Consider the following 18,695-nt stretch of genomic DNA (forward strand, 5'->3'; position numbering starts at 1 on the left):
ATCCCGCCACCGGTAAAGCAGCGGGACATGCGTCATTAACGGGTCAACTGCTCAATCAGGGCGGGGATGACTTTGTAGATGTCCCCAACCAGACCGTAGTCGGCGTATTTGAAGACCGGCGCATTCTTATCCTTGTTGATGGCGACGATGGTTTTCGCGCTGTTGCCGCCCACCATGTGCTGGATCTGGCCGGAAATACCCAGCATCAGATAGAGATCGGATTTCAGCAGCACGCCGGAAACGCCGATGTAGCGTTCGCGTTCCATCCAGTGTTCGCCTTCGGCGATCGGACGGGAACAGCCGACTTCCGCGCCGATCACATTCGCCAGGTTCTGCACCATGCTCAGATCGGTCTGAGCGGCCAGACCGCGGCCGACGCCGATCACACGTTTGGCTTTGCTCAGGTCGACGCTGCTCAGCGATTTGGCACGACGTTCCTTGCACAGGATTTCCTGACGCGGCGCGACATAGCTGGCCTGATACACCGGGCAGTCGTGTGCCGGGTTGGCGGCGACAGGTTCCAGCGCACCAGGTGCCAGCGTCACGATGGCGATCGCGGTATTGATTTTTTCACGGCCGAAGGCCAGGCCGCCGTACATGCGGTGTTCAGCAAATACGCCGTCATCCGTCACGCTCAAGGTGGTGACATCGTTAACCAACGCGGCATTCAACAGAATGCTCAGACGTGCAGCCAACGCTTTGCCGCGTTTGGTGGCGGACAACAGGATCAACGACGCGGTACGGGCGCCGTCCGCCGGTTTTTCTACTACGGACGCCAGCGTCTCGGCATAGTTTTCAATCCGCTGATTTTCCGCATTCACACCCAGTACGTAGAGCGCATCCGCACCCAACGGTTTCACCGCCGGCACTACGCCGTCATGCTGAACCAGTGCGTCGACACGTTCGCCCCATTGACGTGCGCCGGCCATCAGGTCGGCATAGCGATCGGTGTTATCGCTGAACACCCATACATTGGCTAATTTACTCATGGTGATTTTTCTCCGTCCGGGTTAGTTCAGCACTTTCTTCAGATGTTCAGCCAGTTCGGCCACCGCTTCCGGTGAATCGCTTTCAATGATGATATGTTTGCGTTCAGCCTGAGGCGGCACATGGATGGTGGCCAGTTCGGTAAAGGGCGCGCTCGGCGTCCACTCGACATCGCCGGCTTTCCACTGCGTAACCGGTTTTTTCCCGGCGCCGAGGATGGCTTTCATGGTAGGAATGCGGGGCACGTTAATATCGGACGTCACACACAGCACCGCCGGCAGCGTCAACTCCAGCACCTCGACTTCTTCTTCCAGCGTGCGTTCGACGATGACGCGATTACCGTCCAGTTGGATGCTACTGACCGCATTGATGGTCGGTACCTGCAACAGTTCCCCGGCCAACAGACCCACCTGCTGGGCGTACAGATCGCCGGAGCCTTCGCCGAATAGCATCAGATCGAACCCGATTTTACCTGCGGCGGCAACGATCGCCTGCGCGGTGTCTTTGGGCAGCGCGTTTTCCAACTGTGCGTCCTGAACCAGATAAAGTTCATGCGGGCCGCGTGACAACACGTCCTTACGCACTTTGGAGTTATCCAGGTACTTGCCGCCGACACAGAGCGCCGCGACCTGGCCGTCGTCACCCACCAGTTGGGTAGCGGCTTCAATGGCATTGAGATCAAACTGACTGATTTTGGCGTCCGCGCGATCGAAATTCAGCGTCCGATCTGCAGTAACCACAATGTCTTGCTCTTCGGGTACCAGCTTGAAGCAGGTTATAATTTTCATGGTATCTCCTATCGTCAATCACGAATATTGGGGTTGGCGGTGAAGGCGTCCGTACCTGAATGACGATAAGCCAATGGGCAAACGGAACAATTCAGATAGATGCCGGTCGCCGGCAATAAAGAAAATGGAGAGATGTTTGATTGACTCATGTTTTTCTCCGTATTAAAGACTCTCTATAACGCTGCGCCCCAATGTTGGATGGGGAATACAACCGGGTATAGAAAACTCTTTCTCTCAAAGGAATCTACTAGGTTGATATATTGATGCCGCCGCCAATAAAATACGACATGATAATATGTTTTCGTCACCAACTATCTTGCAGAAAAAAATGCCAACCCAGACAATGTGTTAATTAATTGTTTTCTGTTTATCTCCACTCTGTGGAAGATAAAGAAAAAAGCGTGTTATGTCATCGCAATGATGAAATATAAAATAACGCCAGTAAGTTGTGATGGTCATCATGTTTATTTCGATATACTCTTTTTTTTCTTTGATGGTTTCAATTCAAAATAAATATCTCGCCGCATTATGAATGTTATATGTTCGTTTTGTACTCCTCTCACCACCCATTTCATAGTTTTTATGCATGAATCTATAGATTTTATTAATGAAAAATAAAAACATCCATTATTTGCACCAGTGCACAATCTTGCATTCCATACAAACAATCTTGTTTTGGGGTTGGTTTTTTTCGTGTTATATATTGTTTCCAGCTACTCGATTGAACCATTCAGTAATTGACTTGCAGCTTACAGCTACATGGGGAAGTCATTATGTATCAGTGCAACTTTGATAATAGAACGGATTCCATCTTTGAAAACGGCTTGACGCCAAAACTCTCCCGCTATGTTATTAGCGATGATCCCAACTGGGAATCCGGTCATCATGTTCATGAAGCTGAAACCGAGTTGATTTATGTCAAAAAAGGCGTGGTTAATCTCACGATTGATTCCTCCAGCTATATTGCCCGCGCCGGCGATATCATCGTGATAGAGCGCGGCAGCCTGCACACGGTGGCCTCCGACGCCGCCTCCCCCGCCACAACCTGTACCTGTGCCATCTATGGATTTAAAATCAACGGGATGGAAGAAGGCCAGCTCATGCCGCCGCATTCATGCCCCGTCGCCTCCATGGTGAAGAACAAAGACGTCATCAAAAGCATCTTTCAGGAAATCAGTTTACTGTTGCCACGCCAAGGCAATAACGCCTCGTCGTTGGTCTATGATGCGTTTAGTTACGCACTGGCCGTGCTTTATTATGAAAATTTCAAAAATGCCGGCCGCTCCGAACTGAGCTATATCAAAAAAGATGTCCTAGTCAAAGATATTTTAGTTTATCTTAACAGTAATTATCGGGAAAAAATCACGCTGGAGCAATTAGCGAAAAAGTTCCGCGCCAGCGTCAGCTATATTTGCCACGAATTCACCAAAGAATACCATATATCGCCCATTAACTATGTTATTAAACGTCGGATTACCGAAGCGAAGTTTTCATTGACCAACACCGAGCTTTGCCTGAATGAAATCTCATTTAAAGTCGGATACGATAATGTCGATCACTTCACAAAACTCTTTATCCGGCATGTCGGTTGTTCGCCATCAGAATACCGGAAGCAGTTTAAAAATGACCTCGGCAGTCTGGAATATATGACGCAGTTTGACGATAGTGAAGAAATTCTGATTTAACCTTACTCCCCATGCCCCGACACACGCTGTCTGGGCATTCTATTTTCTTATCTGCCGCATCAACACGTTGAATAACCCTATATTAATGATTAAAAAATACGTCCATCATTATGGAAAACCCTGCTCGGAAATAACACTGTAGGTGTAAGAGGTCATTATTTAACAGAAGGACAGCGGCATATTTCATCTCTGTCGAAATAAAATTTCCCATAAAATTACCGGCCATCATTCGAGTTGCAGAAAAGCGGCAAGTGAGTGAACCACGAGGGTACGACCCCGGTAAGTCATTCGAATGACCCAATCCACCGGCAACATGAAGTATGGCAGGTACTTATACTTGCGATATGCCACACCAGATGAAAAGAAAAGCCCAAAAGAACATGGGTGGGGAGAAGGGAAAAGGATACCTACAGCAAAAAAGCGACAGGCAGTAATACCTGTCGCAACAGCATGGCGGTTCACCCGTAGAGAGTGAACCACACTGAGGATGCTTACTTGTCCTGATAATCTTTCAGGATCTGACGACCGGCGATATAAATCATGATTTCGTCGGTACCGCCGCCGATACGTTCGCAACGCACATCACGCCAGAAGCGGGAAACGCGCGCATCGTCGGTATAGCCCAGGCCGCCCATGATCTGGATCGCATCGTCGATGACTTCCAGCGATGTACGGGCACAGTACAATTTGCACAGTGCGGCGCTGGTACGCAGCGACTGGTGCATATCCGCCTGCCAGGCCACTTTCATCACCATATTGCGCATGTTTTCGATTTTGATCGCCATCAGCGCCAGTTTTTCCTGGATCATCTGGTTATGGCCGATCGGCTTGCCGAACGCGATACGCTGGTTGGCATAACGGGCGGCATCTTCAAACGCACACTCGGCAAAGCCGGCGCTGCGCGCGGCGTTGATCAGGCGTTCCATTTCGAAGTTGTACATCACGTTCAGGAAGCCCATGCCTTCTTCGCCGACCATATCGCTTTCATCCACCTCAACGTTGTCCAGGTAGACTTCGCAGGTGCTCAGCATATGCCAGCCGATTTTATGCAACGGGTTGATCTTGATGCCCGGCTTGTTCGATTCCACCCACCACAGGGTAAAGGCTTTCTTCGGATCTTTCGGCTCAGGATCACGCGCCAGCACCAGCATGTAGGGGTACTCCTTCGCCCCGGTAATGAAGGTTTTCTGGCCGTTCAGATACACTTTACCGTTTTTGCGCGTATAAGACGTACTGGCACTGCTGTTGTCTGAGCCTGCGCCCGGTTCCGTCAACGCCAGCGCATAAGCCGGGTCGCCGGTGGCCAGCGTGCTTTCCGCCGTTTTGCGCAGCTGCTCTGCCGAGCCGAACCGGCGCATACTGTGAATACATTGCCCGTTGGTGATCAGGAATGCCGGAGCACCGCATTTCGCCACTTCCATCAGCGCCAGCATCTGGGTGACATAGTCAGCCGGAATGCCGTTATATTCTTCCGGCACGCCCAACAGGGAAATACCGTTATCAGACAACGCTTTCATAAACTCTTTGGGATAAGTCCCGGTCTGATCGCATGTTCTGAAATACTCTTCCGGGAAATTATTGGTAATTAATTCCCGAATACTGGCAAGCAACAGTTCTTGCTCTTCGGTTAAGGCAAAGTTCATCTTCTTTACTCCTGTTATTGATCTGCTTCAGGCAAAACAAATCCCATGACTTTGTCGTGAAACATTCTTTCATCCATCAACTTCAGATCGCCGGAAATAATTGGCGTGAAGTCCATTTGGGCCAAAACGTCTTTTTCCAGATCGACACCGGGCGCAATTTCGACCAAATGCAAGCCATCTTCTTTCAAGGTAAATACCGCACGCTCAGTGATATAACGAACGTCGAGGCCACGCTCCAGCGCCGTTTTCCCGCTGAAGGTAATTTCCGGTATTTCTTTAATGAATTTTTTAACTTTCCCTTCCTGGGTAATACTCAGTTTTCCATCACCCACCGCAGTTTTCAGGCTGCCGGCGGTCAGGGTGCCGCAGAAAATAATTTTCTTCGACGTGGCGCTGATATCGATAAACCCGCCGGTTCCCATGATCTTGCCATTGAATTTATGTACGCCGACGTTACCGTGTTGGTCGATTTCCGCGAAGCTCAGATAGCACACGTCCAGACCACCGCCATGGTAGAAGTCAAACTGCGAGGTCATATCCAGAATAGCGCGCGTATTCACATTGGCGCCGAACGCTACGCCCTGGGTGGTGATACCGCCGATCGGGCCGGTTTCCACCGTCAGAACGAAGTCATCTGCACATCCTTCCTCACGCGCCACCAGACCGATACCATCAGCAATCCCTACCCCCACGTTACCGACCGCGCCTTTACGCATTTCAAACAGGGCACGACGGGCAACCAGTTTGCGCTGGTTAAGCGGGATATCCATTTTGGTGCTGTCATCCAGCGTGAAGTCGCCGGAAATGAAGCGATTGACCGGCGCGCCGCCATAGAGCTGGGTCTGCGCGGAATCGACAACCACGATGTCCACCAGATAGCCGGGAATTCGCACCGATTTGGGGTGCAACGTGGCTTTCTTCACCATTTTCTGGACTTGCATCATCACGATGCCGCCATTGTTGTGAACCGCCTGCGCGATCACCAATGCATCCAGATACATCACTTCGTCTTCAAACGAGGCATAACCTTCGCTGTCGCAGGTGGTGGCGCGGATAAAGGCGATGTTCGGCGCAACGGCCTTGTAATACAGGTATTCCTGATTGTCGATTTCGACCAGTTTGATCAGCTCTTCTTTGGTGACTTCATTGAGCTTCCCGCCCTGTTGGCGTGGGTCGACGAAGGTGCCGATACCGATGTTGCTCAGGATACCGGGCTGGTGCGCCGCGGCGGCGCGCAGGGTCTGGGTCAGCACCCCTTGCGGATAGTTGTAAGCAACAATCTTGTTTTGCTCAGCCAGATCAGAGATACGCGGCGACTGCCCCCAGTGGCCGCACAGTGCCCATTTCACCAGGCCCTCTTTCGCCAGCGGGCTGATACCGCGCTCGGCGCGATCCCCCAGGCCGGTCGGGCTGATCAATGACAAATTACGCGGCGACTGCGTATTTTGATATCTTTCGGACAGCGCGGTGATTAATGTCGTGGCTTCAAGGATGCCGCCGCCGGCGCCTAATACGCAAAGCGTGGCTTCATCCGGAATATATTTAACAGCTTCTTCGGCAGATAGTACCGGGACCCTGCCATTGACTCTTTTCGGTTTTTCCAGCTTCATAATTACTCCTGATTCAGGCCGAATTGAATTATTTTTCTATTCAAAAATGTGACACAACGAAGCGACATTAAATAACGCATTCCATGTATGACTTATACGTAATAAATACGCGGTGATTTTTGAATAAAAATATCCCTACCCATAGACTCATCAATAATAATTCGTCTATTTCCCGTTTATTGATAATGAGCAGGCGTTCGTGCTTATTACATTAAAATATTCATTAACGCTTAGAGCCTATCCCATTAGGACTATTTCACTTGCCATTTTAGCCCTGGGCTGTGCTCGAAACCCTCACGTACTTCCGGTACGCTCCGGTTTAACTGTTCGATATTTCTTTTATTCAGGCGCCTTGCGACGCCCGAATATTCACCTTCATTCACATCGATTTAGGCTTCATGCAAAATCGTCAGCACCGCTCGCAAATCCTTAATAGCGATCTGACCCGGTGCGGATGCTTTTTTCAGTGCGCCGAATGTGGCCGCAGACCCGAATACTTCACCCGCTAACCGCGAAATCACCCCGGTTTTGGACATCGACATGGTAATGATTGGGCGATCCGCATGCAGCTCGGACATCTCCTGCGTGGCCAACAACAGCGTCAGCACATCGCTCTTGTTCTGCGGCATCAGAGCAATTTTGGGAATATCCGCGCCCAGTTCCTGCATCCTGCACAAACGCTTGATGATCTCGTCCTTCGGCGGCGTCTTGTGGAAATCATGGTTGGACATCACCACTTTGACCCCTTTGGCATGGGCATGGGCGATGGTTTCACTCACCAGTTGGTCGCCGGTAAACAGCTCCAGATCGATCATGTCCACCAGACCGCTGTCAATCAGCCGCTTATTCAACGCGATATAGGCTTGCGGGGCGATCTCTTTCTCGCCGCCTTCTTTCGCGGTGCGAAACGTAAAGAGAATCGGCTTGTCGCTAATGATGGTACGCAGCTTGTGGGCCGCATCCAGCACACTGTCGATGTTATCCAGATTATTAAAATGATCGATGCGCCATTCCAGGATGTCGAAGTCGAAATCTCGGTAGTAATGCGCTTCCGATTCCACGGAAGACACCTCTTTCCCCATCAATGACACGATAATTTTGGGGGCGCCTTCCCCAATCACCAGATTCTTCACAGTTACGGTTTTCATGCTGTTCTCTTCGGTTGATGCCCCGCTCAGGGAGTCATAATGTTTACTTCAGCCAGTCTGGCGCACCGCGGCGGCATACGCCATCCTAGCCGGGCCAAGGTCGCCGCGTTAATACGCCGGGGCGGGCTGAACGCACAGCATGTCGCTCAGGCGCCCACGGTCAACCGGCGATAACCGGGTTATTTCCCAGTGAACCCCATGGCCTCTTTAATATATTCCAGCGGGAAGTCTTTACCGGTCCAGAGTTTGAACTGTTCAGCTCCCTGCCACAGCAACATACCGTAACCATCGACAGTCTTACAGCCAACGTCCTGCGCCATCTGCAGCAATTTAGTGATATGCGGGTTATACACGCATTCCGTCACCAGCAATTCCGGGCGCAGCATGGTTTTGTCTGTAACCGGGCTTTCATTTTCCAGCGGTTTCATCCCCAGCTTGGTTCCGTTGGTCAGGATGTCGGCGGTGGCGATGGCATCGGCAAACGCTTGTTGGTCGCCCAAGTCGTGAACGGTCACGGTACAGTCGGTGTTTTCATTCACCCGTTTGGCGAAATCGAGTGCTTTGTCGTAGAACTCATCCTTGCGGTTGAACAACTTGATGGCCTTGATGCCTTCGATCGCCGCCTGAGCGCCAATCGCGGTGGAGGCACCGCCGGCACCCACCAACACCATGGTTTTGCCCTTGATATCAAAACCGCTTTCCTTGATAGCGCGGATATGACCGGTACCGTCGGTGTTGTAGCCCTTGAGATAACCGTTGTCGTTCACAATGGTATTGATGGCCCCCACCAGCTTGGCGGCTGGGGTCAGTTCATCCACATATTCGCAGGCCAACTGCTTGTTGGGCATAGAAACACCCGTACCACGCATCTTCAGCGCCTTAAGACCTTCGATAGCCATCGGGAAGGATTCGTTATCCACTTCAAACGCCATATAGGTATAAGGCAGGCCTTCTTTATCGAGCGCTTTATTCTGCATTTCAGGCGAAAGACTGTGTCTGATGGGGTAAGCCATCAAGCCGATCAGTTCATATTTTGCAGTTACATCCATTATAAACTCCTTACGCTATGAATATGATTCTTGCTCCCCGCGCCATCATTAATGACGCGGGACTCTGCTTATGAATGCGACGGTCGGTTATTGGCATTCTTCACTGAAAACATGCCTTCACCCAGACGAACGTCATTCGCAGGAATATTGAATACTTTGTAGTAGCGAACGAAAACGATAAATGCGGTGAGCAGCGATACAGCAGCAAAACCGATATCCAGCAGAATGATGTATTTCAATTCAATCTTGGACAAATAGCCGGTAATAATCGGAATCACGAAATTCGCCAGGCCGCCCATCAACATATACAGGCTGGTGACTTTGGCTTTGCTTTTCGGGAAAAACTCGGACATCACGGAGACGCCCAGTTGCAACAACCCGCCAGCCGCCGAGAAACCGATAACGAATGCGCCGACGTTACACACCATCGCTGACGGATACAGATAAATCACCGTGCTGGCCACTACCGCCAATGCAGAGTTGAACACATTGGCCCAGACGGGGCGCACCATGCTTTTCAACAACAGAGCGAAGACGAATACGCAAACCAGCGACCCCATGCTGTAATAGGAGATGGTTTTCAATGCATCGGTTTCCGCCATCCCCGCATAGGCGGCGGCATATTTCGGCATCCAGACCACGATCACGTAAAAGGTGGAGAAGATAGCCACGCCGAACACGATGGACGCCACACCTTCCAGCCAGGCCAGCGGTTTCTGATTCATCTGCGGCAAATCTTTGATGGCATTGGCATCCACCAACTGGCTCGGGAATTTGCTCCGGACGACCAACAACGACACCAGCAGGAACGCAATCCCCGGTAGGATGATGCCGTAGCCGTACCAGATATTGCTGGAGATCAAGTAGCCGACCAATATCGGATAGAACATCTGACCGAAAGAGATCATCGCCTTAAGCAGGATAACCGCCGAGCCGGACGTTTTAGGATAGGCTTCCATCAATGCCGGATACGCCCCGGTGTCCAACGCGGCGTTGGCGACACCGACGCAGACCGCGAGAATAAAGGCCACGATCAGGTTCGGGCTGGAAGGAATACCGAAGAAGAACAAGACATACAGCGCTACGCCGATGAGAATCGACACGCGGCGGCCGAACTTATCGGAAATCACGCCGAAGAACAAAATACTGACTAGCCGCCCCAGACCAATCCCTGAAATGAGATAGGCAATTCCGGCATTGTCTGTACCGAATTTTGCCGCCAGACTCGTCATATTCTGCGCCAGGGTGATGACGCTGATACCATGAAGGAAATAACTTAGATATATGCCAATGACAGCTAATAAAAATGGCGAATTGAAGGCCTTATTCTGGCTCATACTTCTCTCCGTTTATAGTGATTTTTCGTTGTACAGTTTTTATTGCACAAATTATTCTGCCGTCTTACTTCTCTTTTTTTCTTTTATTTTCCTGAGTGTTTCGCTTCGTAAAATATTGCTAAATTATTATCTGTATTTAATGTACACGACCCTGACAATGATAAATACATCCAATAAAGTTTTTGTTGCAAACTTTATTGCAGCCCATAACTTTAGACGTTAATACCCGGTGTTGATGATTTGTGTTCTATTTTACAAAATCACCACATCATCATACTGAAAGAGGCTATCGCTGGTACAATGTGCGCCAAATAAGAATAATGCGACACGCATCAAATTTATTTTTCTCTCTCATCCATAAAGCATCATTTTTTATGCCAACACCCGCAGTAAAAAAACATCACATGCCGTTATTGTGAGCAAGTCTGCATTAATAAATGAAAATGAAAAATAAGGGGAAGTACCGCCTCTCCCGCCGCTTTCAGACACCGTTTGAGAGATGCAACTGAGCTGTTTTCAATTAACAATCCATTTACCTTATTTTCCTGCATTCGCGGTGCCAAAAGACATGCTATGTTGCACGGCGCCATAATAATATTGCATTGAGGTACTGCGTCGCGTTCTCTCCGCCGGGTCACGGTCACTATTGAAACAACCGACTGACTCGTAATGTGATTTAATCTGCGGCACACCACAACGCATTGCAGTATGTTGATATTATTAGGCGACATAGCTTCGCACCGCACTGACTTCATGAGAGCCCGAATGAATTTAAAACAACTGCATTATTTCAAACGACTGGCGGAGAAACAGCACTATACCGAAGCGGCATCCAGCCTGTACATTACGCAACCGTCGCTGAGCCATGCCATTTCCGAGCTGGAAAAAGAGCTGGGCGTCAGCTTGTTTGAACGACACGGGCGCAACGTCCGTATTACCCAAAGTGGGAAAATCTTTTTACCCTATGTCGAAGGCGCGTTGCTTGAATTGGAAAATGGCCGCACGGCGTTGAAGAAAATGTGCGCGCCGCATGATGAAGTCATCAATCTGGCATTTATTTACACCATGGGGGAAACCGTGGTGCCGCAATTAATCGATCGTTTTATTCACATTCCCGAAAATAAAAATAAACGATTCTCGTTTTTCCAGGGCACGACGTTGTCGATTGTGCAGGATCTCAAGGAAGATAAATTCGATATGGCGCTTTGTTCCCATATTCCGGACGAGCCGGATATCGAATTCATCCCCTTGATCAGCCAGGAATTGGTGCTGGTGACATCCCGCGACCACCCGCTGGCACAACGCGACGACAGCGAAATCGATCTGGAGGACGCCATTGCCTACCCGTTCATCTTTTTCTCCCAGAAAAGCGGGCTGCGGCAGTTCATCGACAAAATCTTCATGCAGAAAAAACTGATCCCCGAAATCGCCTGTTATGTGGAGGAAGATACCGCGATGGTGGGGTTGGTGAGCATCAACTACGGCATCGCAATCATGCCGCGCATCAGTACCCTTTCGCACTCCAACGTACAGGTTATGCGCCTTCGCAACCCCGGCCAAACGCGCTACGTCTATCTGGCAACGCACAAAGACCGCACGCTATCGCCGGCAGCCGTGTCGTTTAAACAGTTTGTCCTTAATGCTTGCCAGTCGATGGAATTGAAATAGACCGGTTGAAATCACAAAGCGCCCCCCAACGCTGACATCAGGTTGGGGGGCGCTCGCGGAGGAGATTATCGGAAATGTAGCGGCTTCAGCGTCATCCTACCGGTAATGCTTTTCACACATGGGATTGCCGGCCGTAGCGACACGCCGCGTGATGGGAACGCCCGACTCGGTCAACACCACCTTGTCGGCGCCCCCCGAACATCAGGCGCCGATCTGTTTCATACTGACAGAACAGCGACGGGCCTCCATATCGCGATAGCCGATAAACAGCGCCGTCAGAAAACCGGCCGCCGCCAGGCCGACATCAAACCACATGATACTGGAGATGCTGATTTGCGACAGCCGGGCGGTCGCCAACGGTATGGTGAACGTCGCCACGCTGCCGGCGCTGTAATAAATCGCGGTCGCTTTGCCCTTGGCATTCGCAAAACGCATCGCCATGACAGTCAGCCCCAGTTGCAACACCCCGCCGGCGGCGGAAAACCCAATCACGAACGAGAAGCCAATCACCACCGGCACACTGGGATACAGACACACCACCAGCAGCGCGATTAATGAAATGAAGGTACACAGCATCAACACCATACTTGAATTGGCCGCATTCTTCGCCAGCCCCGCCGTAATGAACACCCCCAACAGCGAACCGATAGTGTAGATGCTCAGCAGCTTAATTGAGGTCTCATACGGCATCCCCGCCACAAACTGCCCGTACTGGGCCAGCCATTGGCTCACCAGATAAAAAGTCGCCATGGCGATATAGCCGAAAAAGGTAAAACTGGCGAGATCCAGCATGGAGTAGGTATTACTGCCTTTCGTCATCGCGCTATCCGCAGCCGGTTGCACGTCGCTATCCGCGTCAGCCTGAATCTGAACCGGCGGCCGCGTATGGGGAGGGAACGGATATTTGAACAAGCACACGGCGTTCAGCACCATAATCCCGGCGGCCAGCACGAACGACCAACCGAACCACAGATTGGCCCACACCAGTACGCTAATCACCAGCGGCAACAAAAACTGCCCGCAGGAAATGAATGCCTTAATCAACACATTGGCTGTCCCCGGACTCTTGGGAAACGCTTCCATCAACGACGGATACGTCCCTGCGTCGAGCAAACTGTTCGCCATCCCGGCGAGCAAACCAAAGCAGTATGCCGCGACGATACTGGTGGTGCTGATGATCCCCAAAAAGAACATCAGATAAGCGACGATCCCTAGGTAAACGAAAGGTTTGCGGCCATAGCGGTCAGACAGCACCCCAACGATCAACAACAGGCTGAGCCGCCCGATCCCCAGCGAAGAAATGACCACGGACACGCCCGCGGCATCGGTTTGCCACTGACGTTCCAAAAATTGCATATTCAGGCTCATCAGGATGACGCCCATACCATGTACCAGATAATTGAGGTACAAACCAAATGCCGTTGGTATATAACGATTATTCATGCGGAACCTTCGGTTCAGAGAAAGCGTATTTAAGAACCCATCCCATCTAGAGCTATTCGACTTACCGTGCTGGCCCTGGCAATGCGCGACATTCTGACGGACTCCATGTACACGCCGGTTTACTCGCTGCGCTCGCCCGTTGGGCCGGACAAATGGCGTTGCCCGTTCGCTCTGCGTTGCATATTGTCTGCGCGCTGTCCATGTTCACACTGGCTGCGCCAATAACGCCTGCTGGGATCGGCGCTAAATGATTAATTCATTGCTTTTTTCATGCTATCAATTCAATTACAAAATAAATAATTATTTTTTTAATTACAATTCATAGATTATTTTTATAGGGTTTTTTATGAGCCACTGCACATAAAAAAACAAACCATCATTTTCATTCACACAAATAAAAACATCAGTGCAACATCCACGTCGTTATTTAACAACCCTTCAAAATTAAAACACTAAAAGCACGATGAATAAAAATAAAGACAAGGAGGATAAGGCATCGGATATATATGAAAAAAGCACAATTTACACATTTATTCTGTGGCAAAAATTCATGTCGAAAGTGCGTTTAAAAAATAAAATGCAAGATTGTATGTTCCCAGTGGAAGAACAGAATACACTATTACTTCACACTTAAAATCTATTTATTTCCATTCACCTCAATATCCTCCTCATCATTCAGACATACTGGTTGCAGTCGTCATTCGGGAGAACGGTAAATTCGTCGGGAACGGTTTAAACGCAGCGGGCAGCAGCCCAAAAGGAAGGGCGGCCAGGCCGAATAATAACGCCTGCACAGCGGCAACCTGGCGGATGACGGGGATAAACGTCCCCGCCCTCTTTGTAAGATCAGCGTTCACCAAACGGTGAAATACGTGACATATTGCTGGCGGATTCACGCAACAACATCCGGTATATGGCGTGAATCTCCTCGGTGACGTGCTCTTTTTCCTCATTGGCGTTAATCACAAAATGCGCCGACTCATGATAGAAGGGATCGCGGATCTTGATGATATTGGCAATCTCATCGGTAATGGATAACCCGGTCAACGATGGCCGTTGGTTCACGGCCGGGTTGGACTTCAACCGCCGGATCACTGTCTCTACCGATGCCGACAGATAGAAAACAATACCATTATTTTTCATATGGTTGCGATTAGCTTCCGATACAACCATCCCACCGCCGGTCGCGACGACATAGCCGGCGACGGCCACCTCTTTCAGGATCTGACTCTCGATCATACGGAAGGCTTCCCATCCCTGCTGATCGACAATCTGAGCAATCGTCAGGCGGGTTTTCGCCTGAACCATTTCATCAGTATCGACAAATTTCAATTGCAAATGATTTGCCAGCATCTTCCCCACGGTCGTTTTTCCCGACGCCCGCGGCCCCACCAGTATGATCGTATTTATCATTGACCCTCTTCCTTAACACAATCGTTCGAGATCGCGTGAGTAAAGCTCATTAGCAACCGACTGATACACTTTCCACTCCAGGAAATCACCGTCGGTATAAACGGCAAGAAAAGCATCAAAATCAGTAAAGGATCGCATGGTGTTATTGCCGATTCGACTATTTATTTTTTCAATAATCGCGCTGATTCTCTTCTTTCTTTCTTTATTCATTGATTCAAATTGTTCAATAATGGATGCAGGTACTTCCTTTTCGCCACGCTCCCACATTAACCATTTTTCACTATTCCCATCACCGGCAATATAGTGCGCAGCTTCATCTACACTCAATAGAAAAAGCTGGCGCATTGCCTGTAGCTCCAGATGATTCATGGTGTATTACTCCGAAATTATCAGGATGAAAGGTTGATAAATATCATCTCCATTCTTTATGAGGTATGATCATTATCACATTACCTCCAATAAAAAAGCGCGATGAGTAAATATCTCCGTAGCGACGTCAATGACATGTGGTTTATCAATGTAACCGACATGTTCCGGTAATATTATTCCTTGGTTAAAAACAACGTCAATATCCCTCTAGTATTTCACATTGTAAAAAATCGCGAATGCGTAGACGTCGACTTAATTCAACAACGGGGTATGAAGAAAATCAGCGTACCGACAACCTGAAATAGGTATAGATAAAAAATTATTAATGAAATACCCCCAGGTTTGTTATTTAATCATGCACTCACCGCCGATACCCGAACGCTCAAGGCGCAGGATGCAACTCTGTACGCTGCGCCGGCAAGACGGCGGGTACATTCTGAATGGACCAACAAAATGAAAGTGCTTACTTTTGGGGAAATGATGTTGCGGCTCAAGCCGCTCGGCAACAATCGCATTATCCAGTCCGATGTGTTTGAAGCCGCCTACGGCGGCGCCGAGGCCAATGTTGCGGTCTCGCTCTCGCTGCTTGGCAACGATGCCGCTTACCTGACCAAATTACCGGCCAATCTGCTGGGGGAAACCGCGTTGTCGACCCTGCGCAAATACGGCGTCGACACGGCAAAAGTGCTGCGCGGCGGCAATCGCCTGGGGATTTACTTCTTCGAGAAAGGCGCCAGCGTCCGCTCCACCAACGTCGTCTATGACCGTGCCGGCAGCGCCTTCGCCGAGGCCCGGCAAACAGAGTTCGACTGGCCGACGATTTTCAGCGACGTCGACTATTTCTACTTTTCCGGCATCACGCCCGCCATCTCCGCCGAACTGGAACAGGCCGTGACCGCAGCCTGCCAATATTGCCAGCAGCACAACATCCCGGTGGTGTGCGACATGAACTACCGCGGCAAGATGTGGTCGCCGGAACGGGCGCAGGCGGTGATGTCCACACTGATGAACTACGTCACGCTCTGTATCGCCAACGACGAAGACTTTGAAGCCACGCTGGGCATCAAGGCGTTCGACGGCGACATGTCCCGCGGCATCGACCAGATCGACGCTTTCAAGGAAGGGATGCTGGAAGTCACCCGCCGCTATCCGGGCTGTAAAAGGGTGGCCAGCGTACTGCGCAACATCCGCTCCGTGGAAGACAGCCAGTGGATGGGCCTGTTGCTCAGCGACGGTCAGTTCCATGAAACCAACCGCTACAACGTGCACGTTATGGAAGGTGTGGCGGCGGGCGACGCCTTCGGCGCCGGCCTGATGCACAGTCTGCTGCACCAGTTCGACCACCAGGAAGCCATCAACTTCGCCATTGCCGCCAGCGTGCTGAAGCTGACCATCAGCGGCGACCTGAACCTGGTGCAGGAGTCGGATATCCGTGCGGTGATGAAGAAAGGCGGCGGCGCCAGCCTGAGCCGTTAACCCGCACGCCCATGCCCGGCCGATGCGATGTCGGCCGGGCCTCTTCCGCCCCGCCCCCCCGTATGGATTTTGCCATCGCCTCGTTATCACGCTGATGATCTGTGGCTGACTGCACCAACAGCGGGCAAATCGCCCGGCGCCTGGGCACCCATCGCCAACTCATCGGGCCGACACCCGGCAGTACCTCATCTGATTCATGCCGCTCACGCCACCACCAGAAGCCGTCATCAATACGGATAACGGCCTGCCGTGCGGTCTACTTACAGCGCAGATCCGCGCGCATCGCGGCGCCGGCCGTACATCCCCGTCAATACAGCGCACCACAAGGGATACCCCAACGTCAAAACTGGCATGGCTCATGCATTGTTAGCAAGATAACAATTTGTCAGATAATGACAGCACAATAACAGTCGAGGGCGTCATGGTTGGAAAACCCGAACTTTTCGTGCGAATCGAGGCGCTTTTCAGCCAACAAACGCCGAGCGAAAAACGCATCAGCGCCTGGCTGCTGAACCACCCGGAGCAGATCCCGTTCGAAACCGCCGACAGCATCGCCCACGCCACCGGCACCAGCGGCATTACCGTCGGGCGCTATCTGCGCAAACTCGGCTACCGCAATCTGGACGATGCCCGCAACAGCCTGCGGGAACTGCCGACCCTTCTGCCTTACAAACCCTGGGGCGTGACCGATCGGCTCGACTCCTGGCAACAACAGCGCACATTGCCGGATCGCGATGAACAGGCGTTGCAGTTAGAACTGGACGCCATTCGCCACGTCTACCAGCTCGCCCAGAGCGACGCCTTCACGCGCGTCAGCCAACAACTGGCGCAAGCGCAAGCGGTGTTCATCCTCGGGATCCAATCTACCCGCGGCGTCGCCAACGCCTTTTTCAGCCACCTTGAATATCTGCGCCCCGGGGTGATTTATGCCGAAGGCGCGTCCGGTAGCTGGCTGGAGTCGCTCAACTCAGGGTTTGAACGCCCCTATGTGGTCGTCACCGATACCCGCGCCTATTCCGTCGCCGCGCGTCAATTTTGTCGGGTCGCCAGCGAGCGCCAGATACCACTGGCGTTAGTGACCGACATCTGGTGCCCCTGGGCACGCGACTACCCGCTGGATCTCCTGCAGGTGAAAACCGACACCGGCCATTTCTGGGATTCGCTGGCCCCCATCAGTTGCCTGTTCAACCTGCTGCTGTCCGCCGTGGTGGAACAACTGGGGCCGGACCTTCCGGCGCGGCTGGCGCTCAACCGGCAGCTACAACAGGAGTTTGGGCAGTTTGAACGTTAACCGAAGCAACATCAGCGCCTGTTTCGCAAGGTGTCATGCAAACAGGCGTAATGTGCGCCGCCAGTTTGAACCTGGATAGCGCCCCCACAGCCGGCAACGCCGCAACCCCAGGCACTGACTCACCTCAGTGCCTGAGCAACCCGCGCGCCTGCCGCCTGACGTATCACGGGTATACACACTATGAATAGAGGCACTAAGGATCCCTGCCATGAATCAGGAACAGGTACTGGTGGACATCGCCGCCGCATTCCCTCAGTTACATATCGATTTGAAATACGCCGGCGCCGACAACATCACCGGCCGCCCCATCTACAGCCAGCCGTACTGCCTACTGCACTCGGATGCGGTATCGCCGTTAGCCAAAAGCATCCACATCGCCCAATTAGCCGGCTTTACGCTGGTGGTCTACGACGCCTACCGGCCGCAGCAAGCGCAGGAATATCTGTGGCAAGCCTGCCCCAACGCCGACTACGTTGTGCCGGTGACGCAAGGCTCCAACCATAGCCGCGGCACCGCCATCGACGTCACCCTGATGAATCAGCACGGCGACGTTCTCGACATGGGCACCGGTTTTGATGAAATGGACGATCGCTCACACCCCTATCACCCGGCGGTTGCCACTGCGGCCCACCGTAACCGGCTGTTGCTCAACGCCATCATGTTTGGCGGCGGTTTTGTCGGTATCGCCAGCGAGTGGTGGCACTTCGAGTTGCCGAACGCCGCCCGCTACCCACTGCTGACCGATTGTTTTAGCTGTCTCTCTCCCACCCCCTGACTCACGGAGTATC

At 51.5% G+C, this 18,695-nt stretch carries 17 protein-coding genes; 6 read left to right on the forward strand and 11 right to left on the reverse strand.

What is annotated here, in order from left to right:
- Window positions 1–35: 35 nt before the first annotated feature.
- The 3 genes from HEP82_RS11385 to HEP82_RS20120 are packed head-to-tail and all read right to left on the reverse strand — an operon-like array spanning window position 36 to window position 1,924.
- Entirely contained in the window at window positions 36–989 is a 954-nt protein-coding gene (locus tag HEP82_RS11385; RefSeq protein WP_192458188.1) for an electron transfer flavoprotein subunit alpha, read from the reverse strand.
- A 21-nt stretch (window positions 990–1,010) separates the two neighbouring features.
- A complete protein-coding gene (locus tag HEP82_RS11390; protein ID WP_192458189.1) occupies window positions 1,011–1,775 on the reverse strand; it encodes an electron transfer flavoprotein in 765 nt (254 codons plus the stop codon).
- A gap of 14 nt (window positions 1,776–1,789) precedes the next feature.
- Window positions 1,790–1,924: a hypothetical protein gene (locus HEP82_RS20120; protein WP_269150423.1), complete on the reverse strand. Its 135-nt coding sequence runs from the start codon at window positions 1,922–1,924 to the stop codon at window positions 1,790–1,792.
- Between the two features lie 624 nt (window positions 1,925–2,548).
- Between HEP82_RS20120 and HEP82_RS11395 the strand changes: the two genes are divergently transcribed.
- Complete coding sequence (locus tag HEP82_RS11395; RefSeq protein WP_192458190.1) at window positions 2,549–3,460, forward strand: AraC family transcriptional regulator; 912 nt, start codon at window positions 2,549–2,551, stop codon at window positions 3,458–3,460.
- A 491-nt stretch (window positions 3,461–3,951) separates the two neighbouring features.
- Here the strand turns inward: HEP82_RS11395 and HEP82_RS11400 are convergent, their stop codons facing one another.
- The 3 genes from HEP82_RS11400 to aroD all read right to left on the reverse strand — a co-directional run bounded on the left by HEP82_RS11400 (window position 3,952) and on the right by aroD (window position 7,861).
- Window positions 3,952–5,103 (reverse strand): acyl-CoA dehydrogenase, encoded by a 1,152-nt coding sequence (locus tag HEP82_RS11400; RefSeq protein WP_012765007.1) that lies wholly within the window; start codon window positions 5,101–5,103, stop codon window positions 3,952–3,954.
- 14 nt (window positions 5,104–5,117) lie between these two features.
- On the reverse strand, window positions 5,118–6,713 hold the full coding sequence (locus HEP82_RS11405; RefSeq protein ID WP_192458191.1) for an acyl CoA:acetate/3-ketoacid CoA transferase: 1,596 nt from the start codon (window positions 6,711–6,713) through the stop codon (window positions 5,118–5,120).
- A 389-nt stretch (window positions 6,714–7,102) separates the two neighbouring features.
- On the reverse strand, window positions 7,103–7,861 hold the full coding sequence (gene aroD, locus HEP82_RS11410) for a type I 3-dehydroquinate dehydratase (protein ID WP_192458192.1): 759 nt from the start codon (window positions 7,859–7,861) through the stop codon (window positions 7,103–7,105).
- A 39-nt stretch (window positions 7,862–7,900) separates the two neighbouring features.
- On the opposite strand from aroD, the gene HEP82_RS20125 reads away from it, so the two are divergent.
- The gene (locus tag HEP82_RS20125) at window positions 7,901–8,035 is read left to right on the forward strand and encodes a hypothetical protein (protein ID WP_269150424.1); all 135 of its coding nucleotides are present in this window, start codon (window positions 7,901–7,903) and stop codon (window positions 8,033–8,035) included.
- A gap of 5 nt (window positions 8,036–8,040) precedes the next feature.
- Here the strand turns inward: HEP82_RS20125 and ydiB are convergent, their stop codons facing one another.
- Together ydiB and HEP82_RS11420 are read right to left on the reverse strand one after the other, a co-directional pair.
- On the reverse strand, window positions 8,041–8,910 hold the full coding sequence (ydiB, locus tag HEP82_RS11415) for a quinate/shikimate dehydrogenase (protein WP_192458193.1): 870 nt from the start codon (window positions 8,908–8,910) through the stop codon (window positions 8,041–8,043).
- A gap of 68 nt (window positions 8,911–8,978) precedes the next feature.
- Window positions 8,979–10,247: an MFS transporter gene (locus HEP82_RS11420; protein ID WP_192458194.1), complete on the reverse strand. Its 1,269-nt coding sequence runs from the start codon at window positions 10,245–10,247 to the stop codon at window positions 8,979–8,981.
- 765 nt (window positions 10,248–11,012) lie between these two features.
- Between HEP82_RS11420 and HEP82_RS11425 the strand changes: the two genes are divergently transcribed.
- Window positions 11,013–11,915: a LysR family transcriptional regulator gene (locus HEP82_RS11425; RefSeq protein WP_192458195.1), complete on the forward strand. Its 903-nt coding sequence runs from the start codon at window positions 11,013–11,015 to the stop codon at window positions 11,913–11,915.
- A 201-nt stretch (window positions 11,916–12,116) separates the two neighbouring features.
- On the opposite strand, the gene HEP82_RS11430 is transcribed toward HEP82_RS11425, so the two are convergent.
- The 3 genes from HEP82_RS11430 to HEP82_RS11440 all read right to left on the reverse strand — a co-directional run bounded on the left by HEP82_RS11430 (window position 12,117) and on the right by HEP82_RS11440 (window position 15,140).
- Entirely contained in the window at window positions 12,117–13,358 is a 1,242-nt protein-coding gene (locus tag HEP82_RS11430) for an MFS transporter (protein WP_192458196.1), read from the reverse strand.
- 846 nt (window positions 13,359–14,204) lie between these two features.
- Window positions 14,205–14,771, reverse strand: a complete 567-nt coding sequence (gene aroL / locus HEP82_RS11435; protein ID WP_192458197.1) for a shikimate kinase AroL — start codon at window positions 14,769–14,771, stop codon at window positions 14,205–14,207.
- Between the two features lie 12 nt (window positions 14,772–14,783).
- On the reverse strand, window positions 14,784–15,140 hold the full coding sequence (locus HEP82_RS11440; RefSeq protein ID WP_192458198.1) for an Aca2/YdiL-like domain-containing protein: 357 nt from the start codon (window positions 15,138–15,140) through the stop codon (window positions 14,784–14,786).
- 453 nt (window positions 15,141–15,593) lie between these two features.
- Here HEP82_RS11440 and HEP82_RS11445 point away from each other — a divergent pair, with 453 nt between their 5' ends.
- From HEP82_RS11445 to ddpX, 3 genes are all read left to right on the forward strand, one after another.
- On the forward strand, window positions 15,594–16,616 hold the full coding sequence (locus tag HEP82_RS11445; protein WP_192458199.1) for a sugar kinase: 1,023 nt from the start codon (window positions 15,594–15,596) through the stop codon (window positions 16,614–16,616).
- A 421-nt stretch (window positions 16,617–17,037) separates the two neighbouring features.
- The gene (locus tag HEP82_RS11450; RefSeq protein ID WP_192458200.1) at window positions 17,038–17,907 is read left to right on the forward strand and encodes a MurR/RpiR family transcriptional regulator; all 870 of its coding nucleotides are present in this window, start codon (window positions 17,038–17,040) and stop codon (window positions 17,905–17,907) included.
- A gap of 208 nt (window positions 17,908–18,115) precedes the next feature.
- Window positions 18,116–18,682 carry a D-alanyl-D-alanine dipeptidase gene (gene ddpX, locus HEP82_RS11455; RefSeq protein ID WP_192458201.1) on the forward strand — a complete coding sequence of 189 codons (567 nt, stop codon included), beginning with the start codon at window positions 18,116–18,118 and terminating at the stop codon, window positions 18,680–18,682.
- The last annotated feature ends 13 nt before the right edge of the window (window positions 18,683–18,695 follow it).

Source organism: Musicola keenii, from assembly GCF_014855505.1.
Taxonomy (GTDB): domain Bacteria; phylum Pseudomonadota; class Gammaproteobacteria; order Enterobacterales; family Enterobacteriaceae; genus Musicola; species Musicola paradisiaca.

Coding starts and splice junctions, on each gene's coding strand:
- ddpX (WP_192458201.1), top strand. CDS start 18,116: ATGAATCAGGAACAGGTACTGGTGGACATCGCCGCCGCATTCCCTCAG.
- aroL (WP_192458197.1), bottom strand. CDS start 14,771: ATGATAAATACGATCATACTGGTGGGGCCGCGGGCGTCGGGAAAAACG.
- HEP82_RS11430 (WP_192458196.1), bottom strand. CDS start 13,358: ATGAATAATCGTTATATACCAACGGCATTTGGTTTGTACCTCAATTAT.
- HEP82_RS20120 (WP_269150423.1), bottom strand. CDS start 1,924: ATGAGTCAATCAAACATCTCTCCATTTTCTTTATTGCCGGCGACCGGC.
- HEP82_RS11405 (WP_192458191.1), bottom strand. CDS start 6,713: ATGAAGCTGGAAAAACCGAAAAGAGTCAATGGCAGGGTCCCGGTACTA.
- HEP82_RS20125 (WP_269150424.1), top strand. CDS start 7,901: ATGTTTACTTCAGCCAGTCTGGCGCACCGCGGCGGCATACGCCATCCT.
- HEP82_RS11420 (WP_192458194.1), bottom strand. CDS start 10,247: ATGAGCCAGAATAAGGCCTTCAATTCGCCATTTTTATTAGCTGTCATT.
- HEP82_RS11385 (WP_192458188.1), bottom strand. CDS start 989: ATGAGTAAATTAGCCAATGTATGGGTGTTCAGCGATAACACCGATCGC.
- aroD (WP_192458192.1), bottom strand. CDS start 7,861: ATGAAAACCGTAACTGTGAAGAATCTGGTGATTGGGGAAGGCGCCCCC.
- HEP82_RS11440 (WP_192458198.1), bottom strand. CDS start 15,140: ATGAATCATCTGGAGCTACAGGCAATGCGCCAGCTTTTTCTATTGAGT.
- HEP82_RS11395 (WP_192458190.1), top strand. CDS start 2,549: ATGTATCAGTGCAACTTTGATAATAGAACGGATTCCATCTTTGAAAAC.
- HEP82_RS11400 (WP_012765007.1), bottom strand. CDS start 5,103: ATGAACTTTGCCTTAACCGAAGAGCAAGAACTGTTGCTTGCCAGTATT.
- ydiB (WP_192458193.1), bottom strand. CDS start 8,910: ATGGATGTAACTGCAAAATATGAACTGATCGGCTTGATGGCTTACCCC.
- HEP82_RS11390 (WP_192458189.1), bottom strand. CDS start 1,775: ATGAAAATTATAACCTGCTTCAAGCTGGTACCCGAAGAGCAAGACATT.
- HEP82_RS11450 (WP_192458200.1), top strand. CDS start 17,038: ATGGTTGGAAAACCCGAACTTTTCGTGCGAATCGAGGCGCTTTTCAGC.
- HEP82_RS11425 (WP_192458195.1), top strand. CDS start 11,013: ATGAATTTAAAACAACTGCATTATTTCAAACGACTGGCGGAGAAACAG.
- HEP82_RS11445 (WP_192458199.1), top strand. CDS start 15,594: ATGAAAGTGCTTACTTTTGGGGAAATGATGTTGCGGCTCAAGCCGCTC.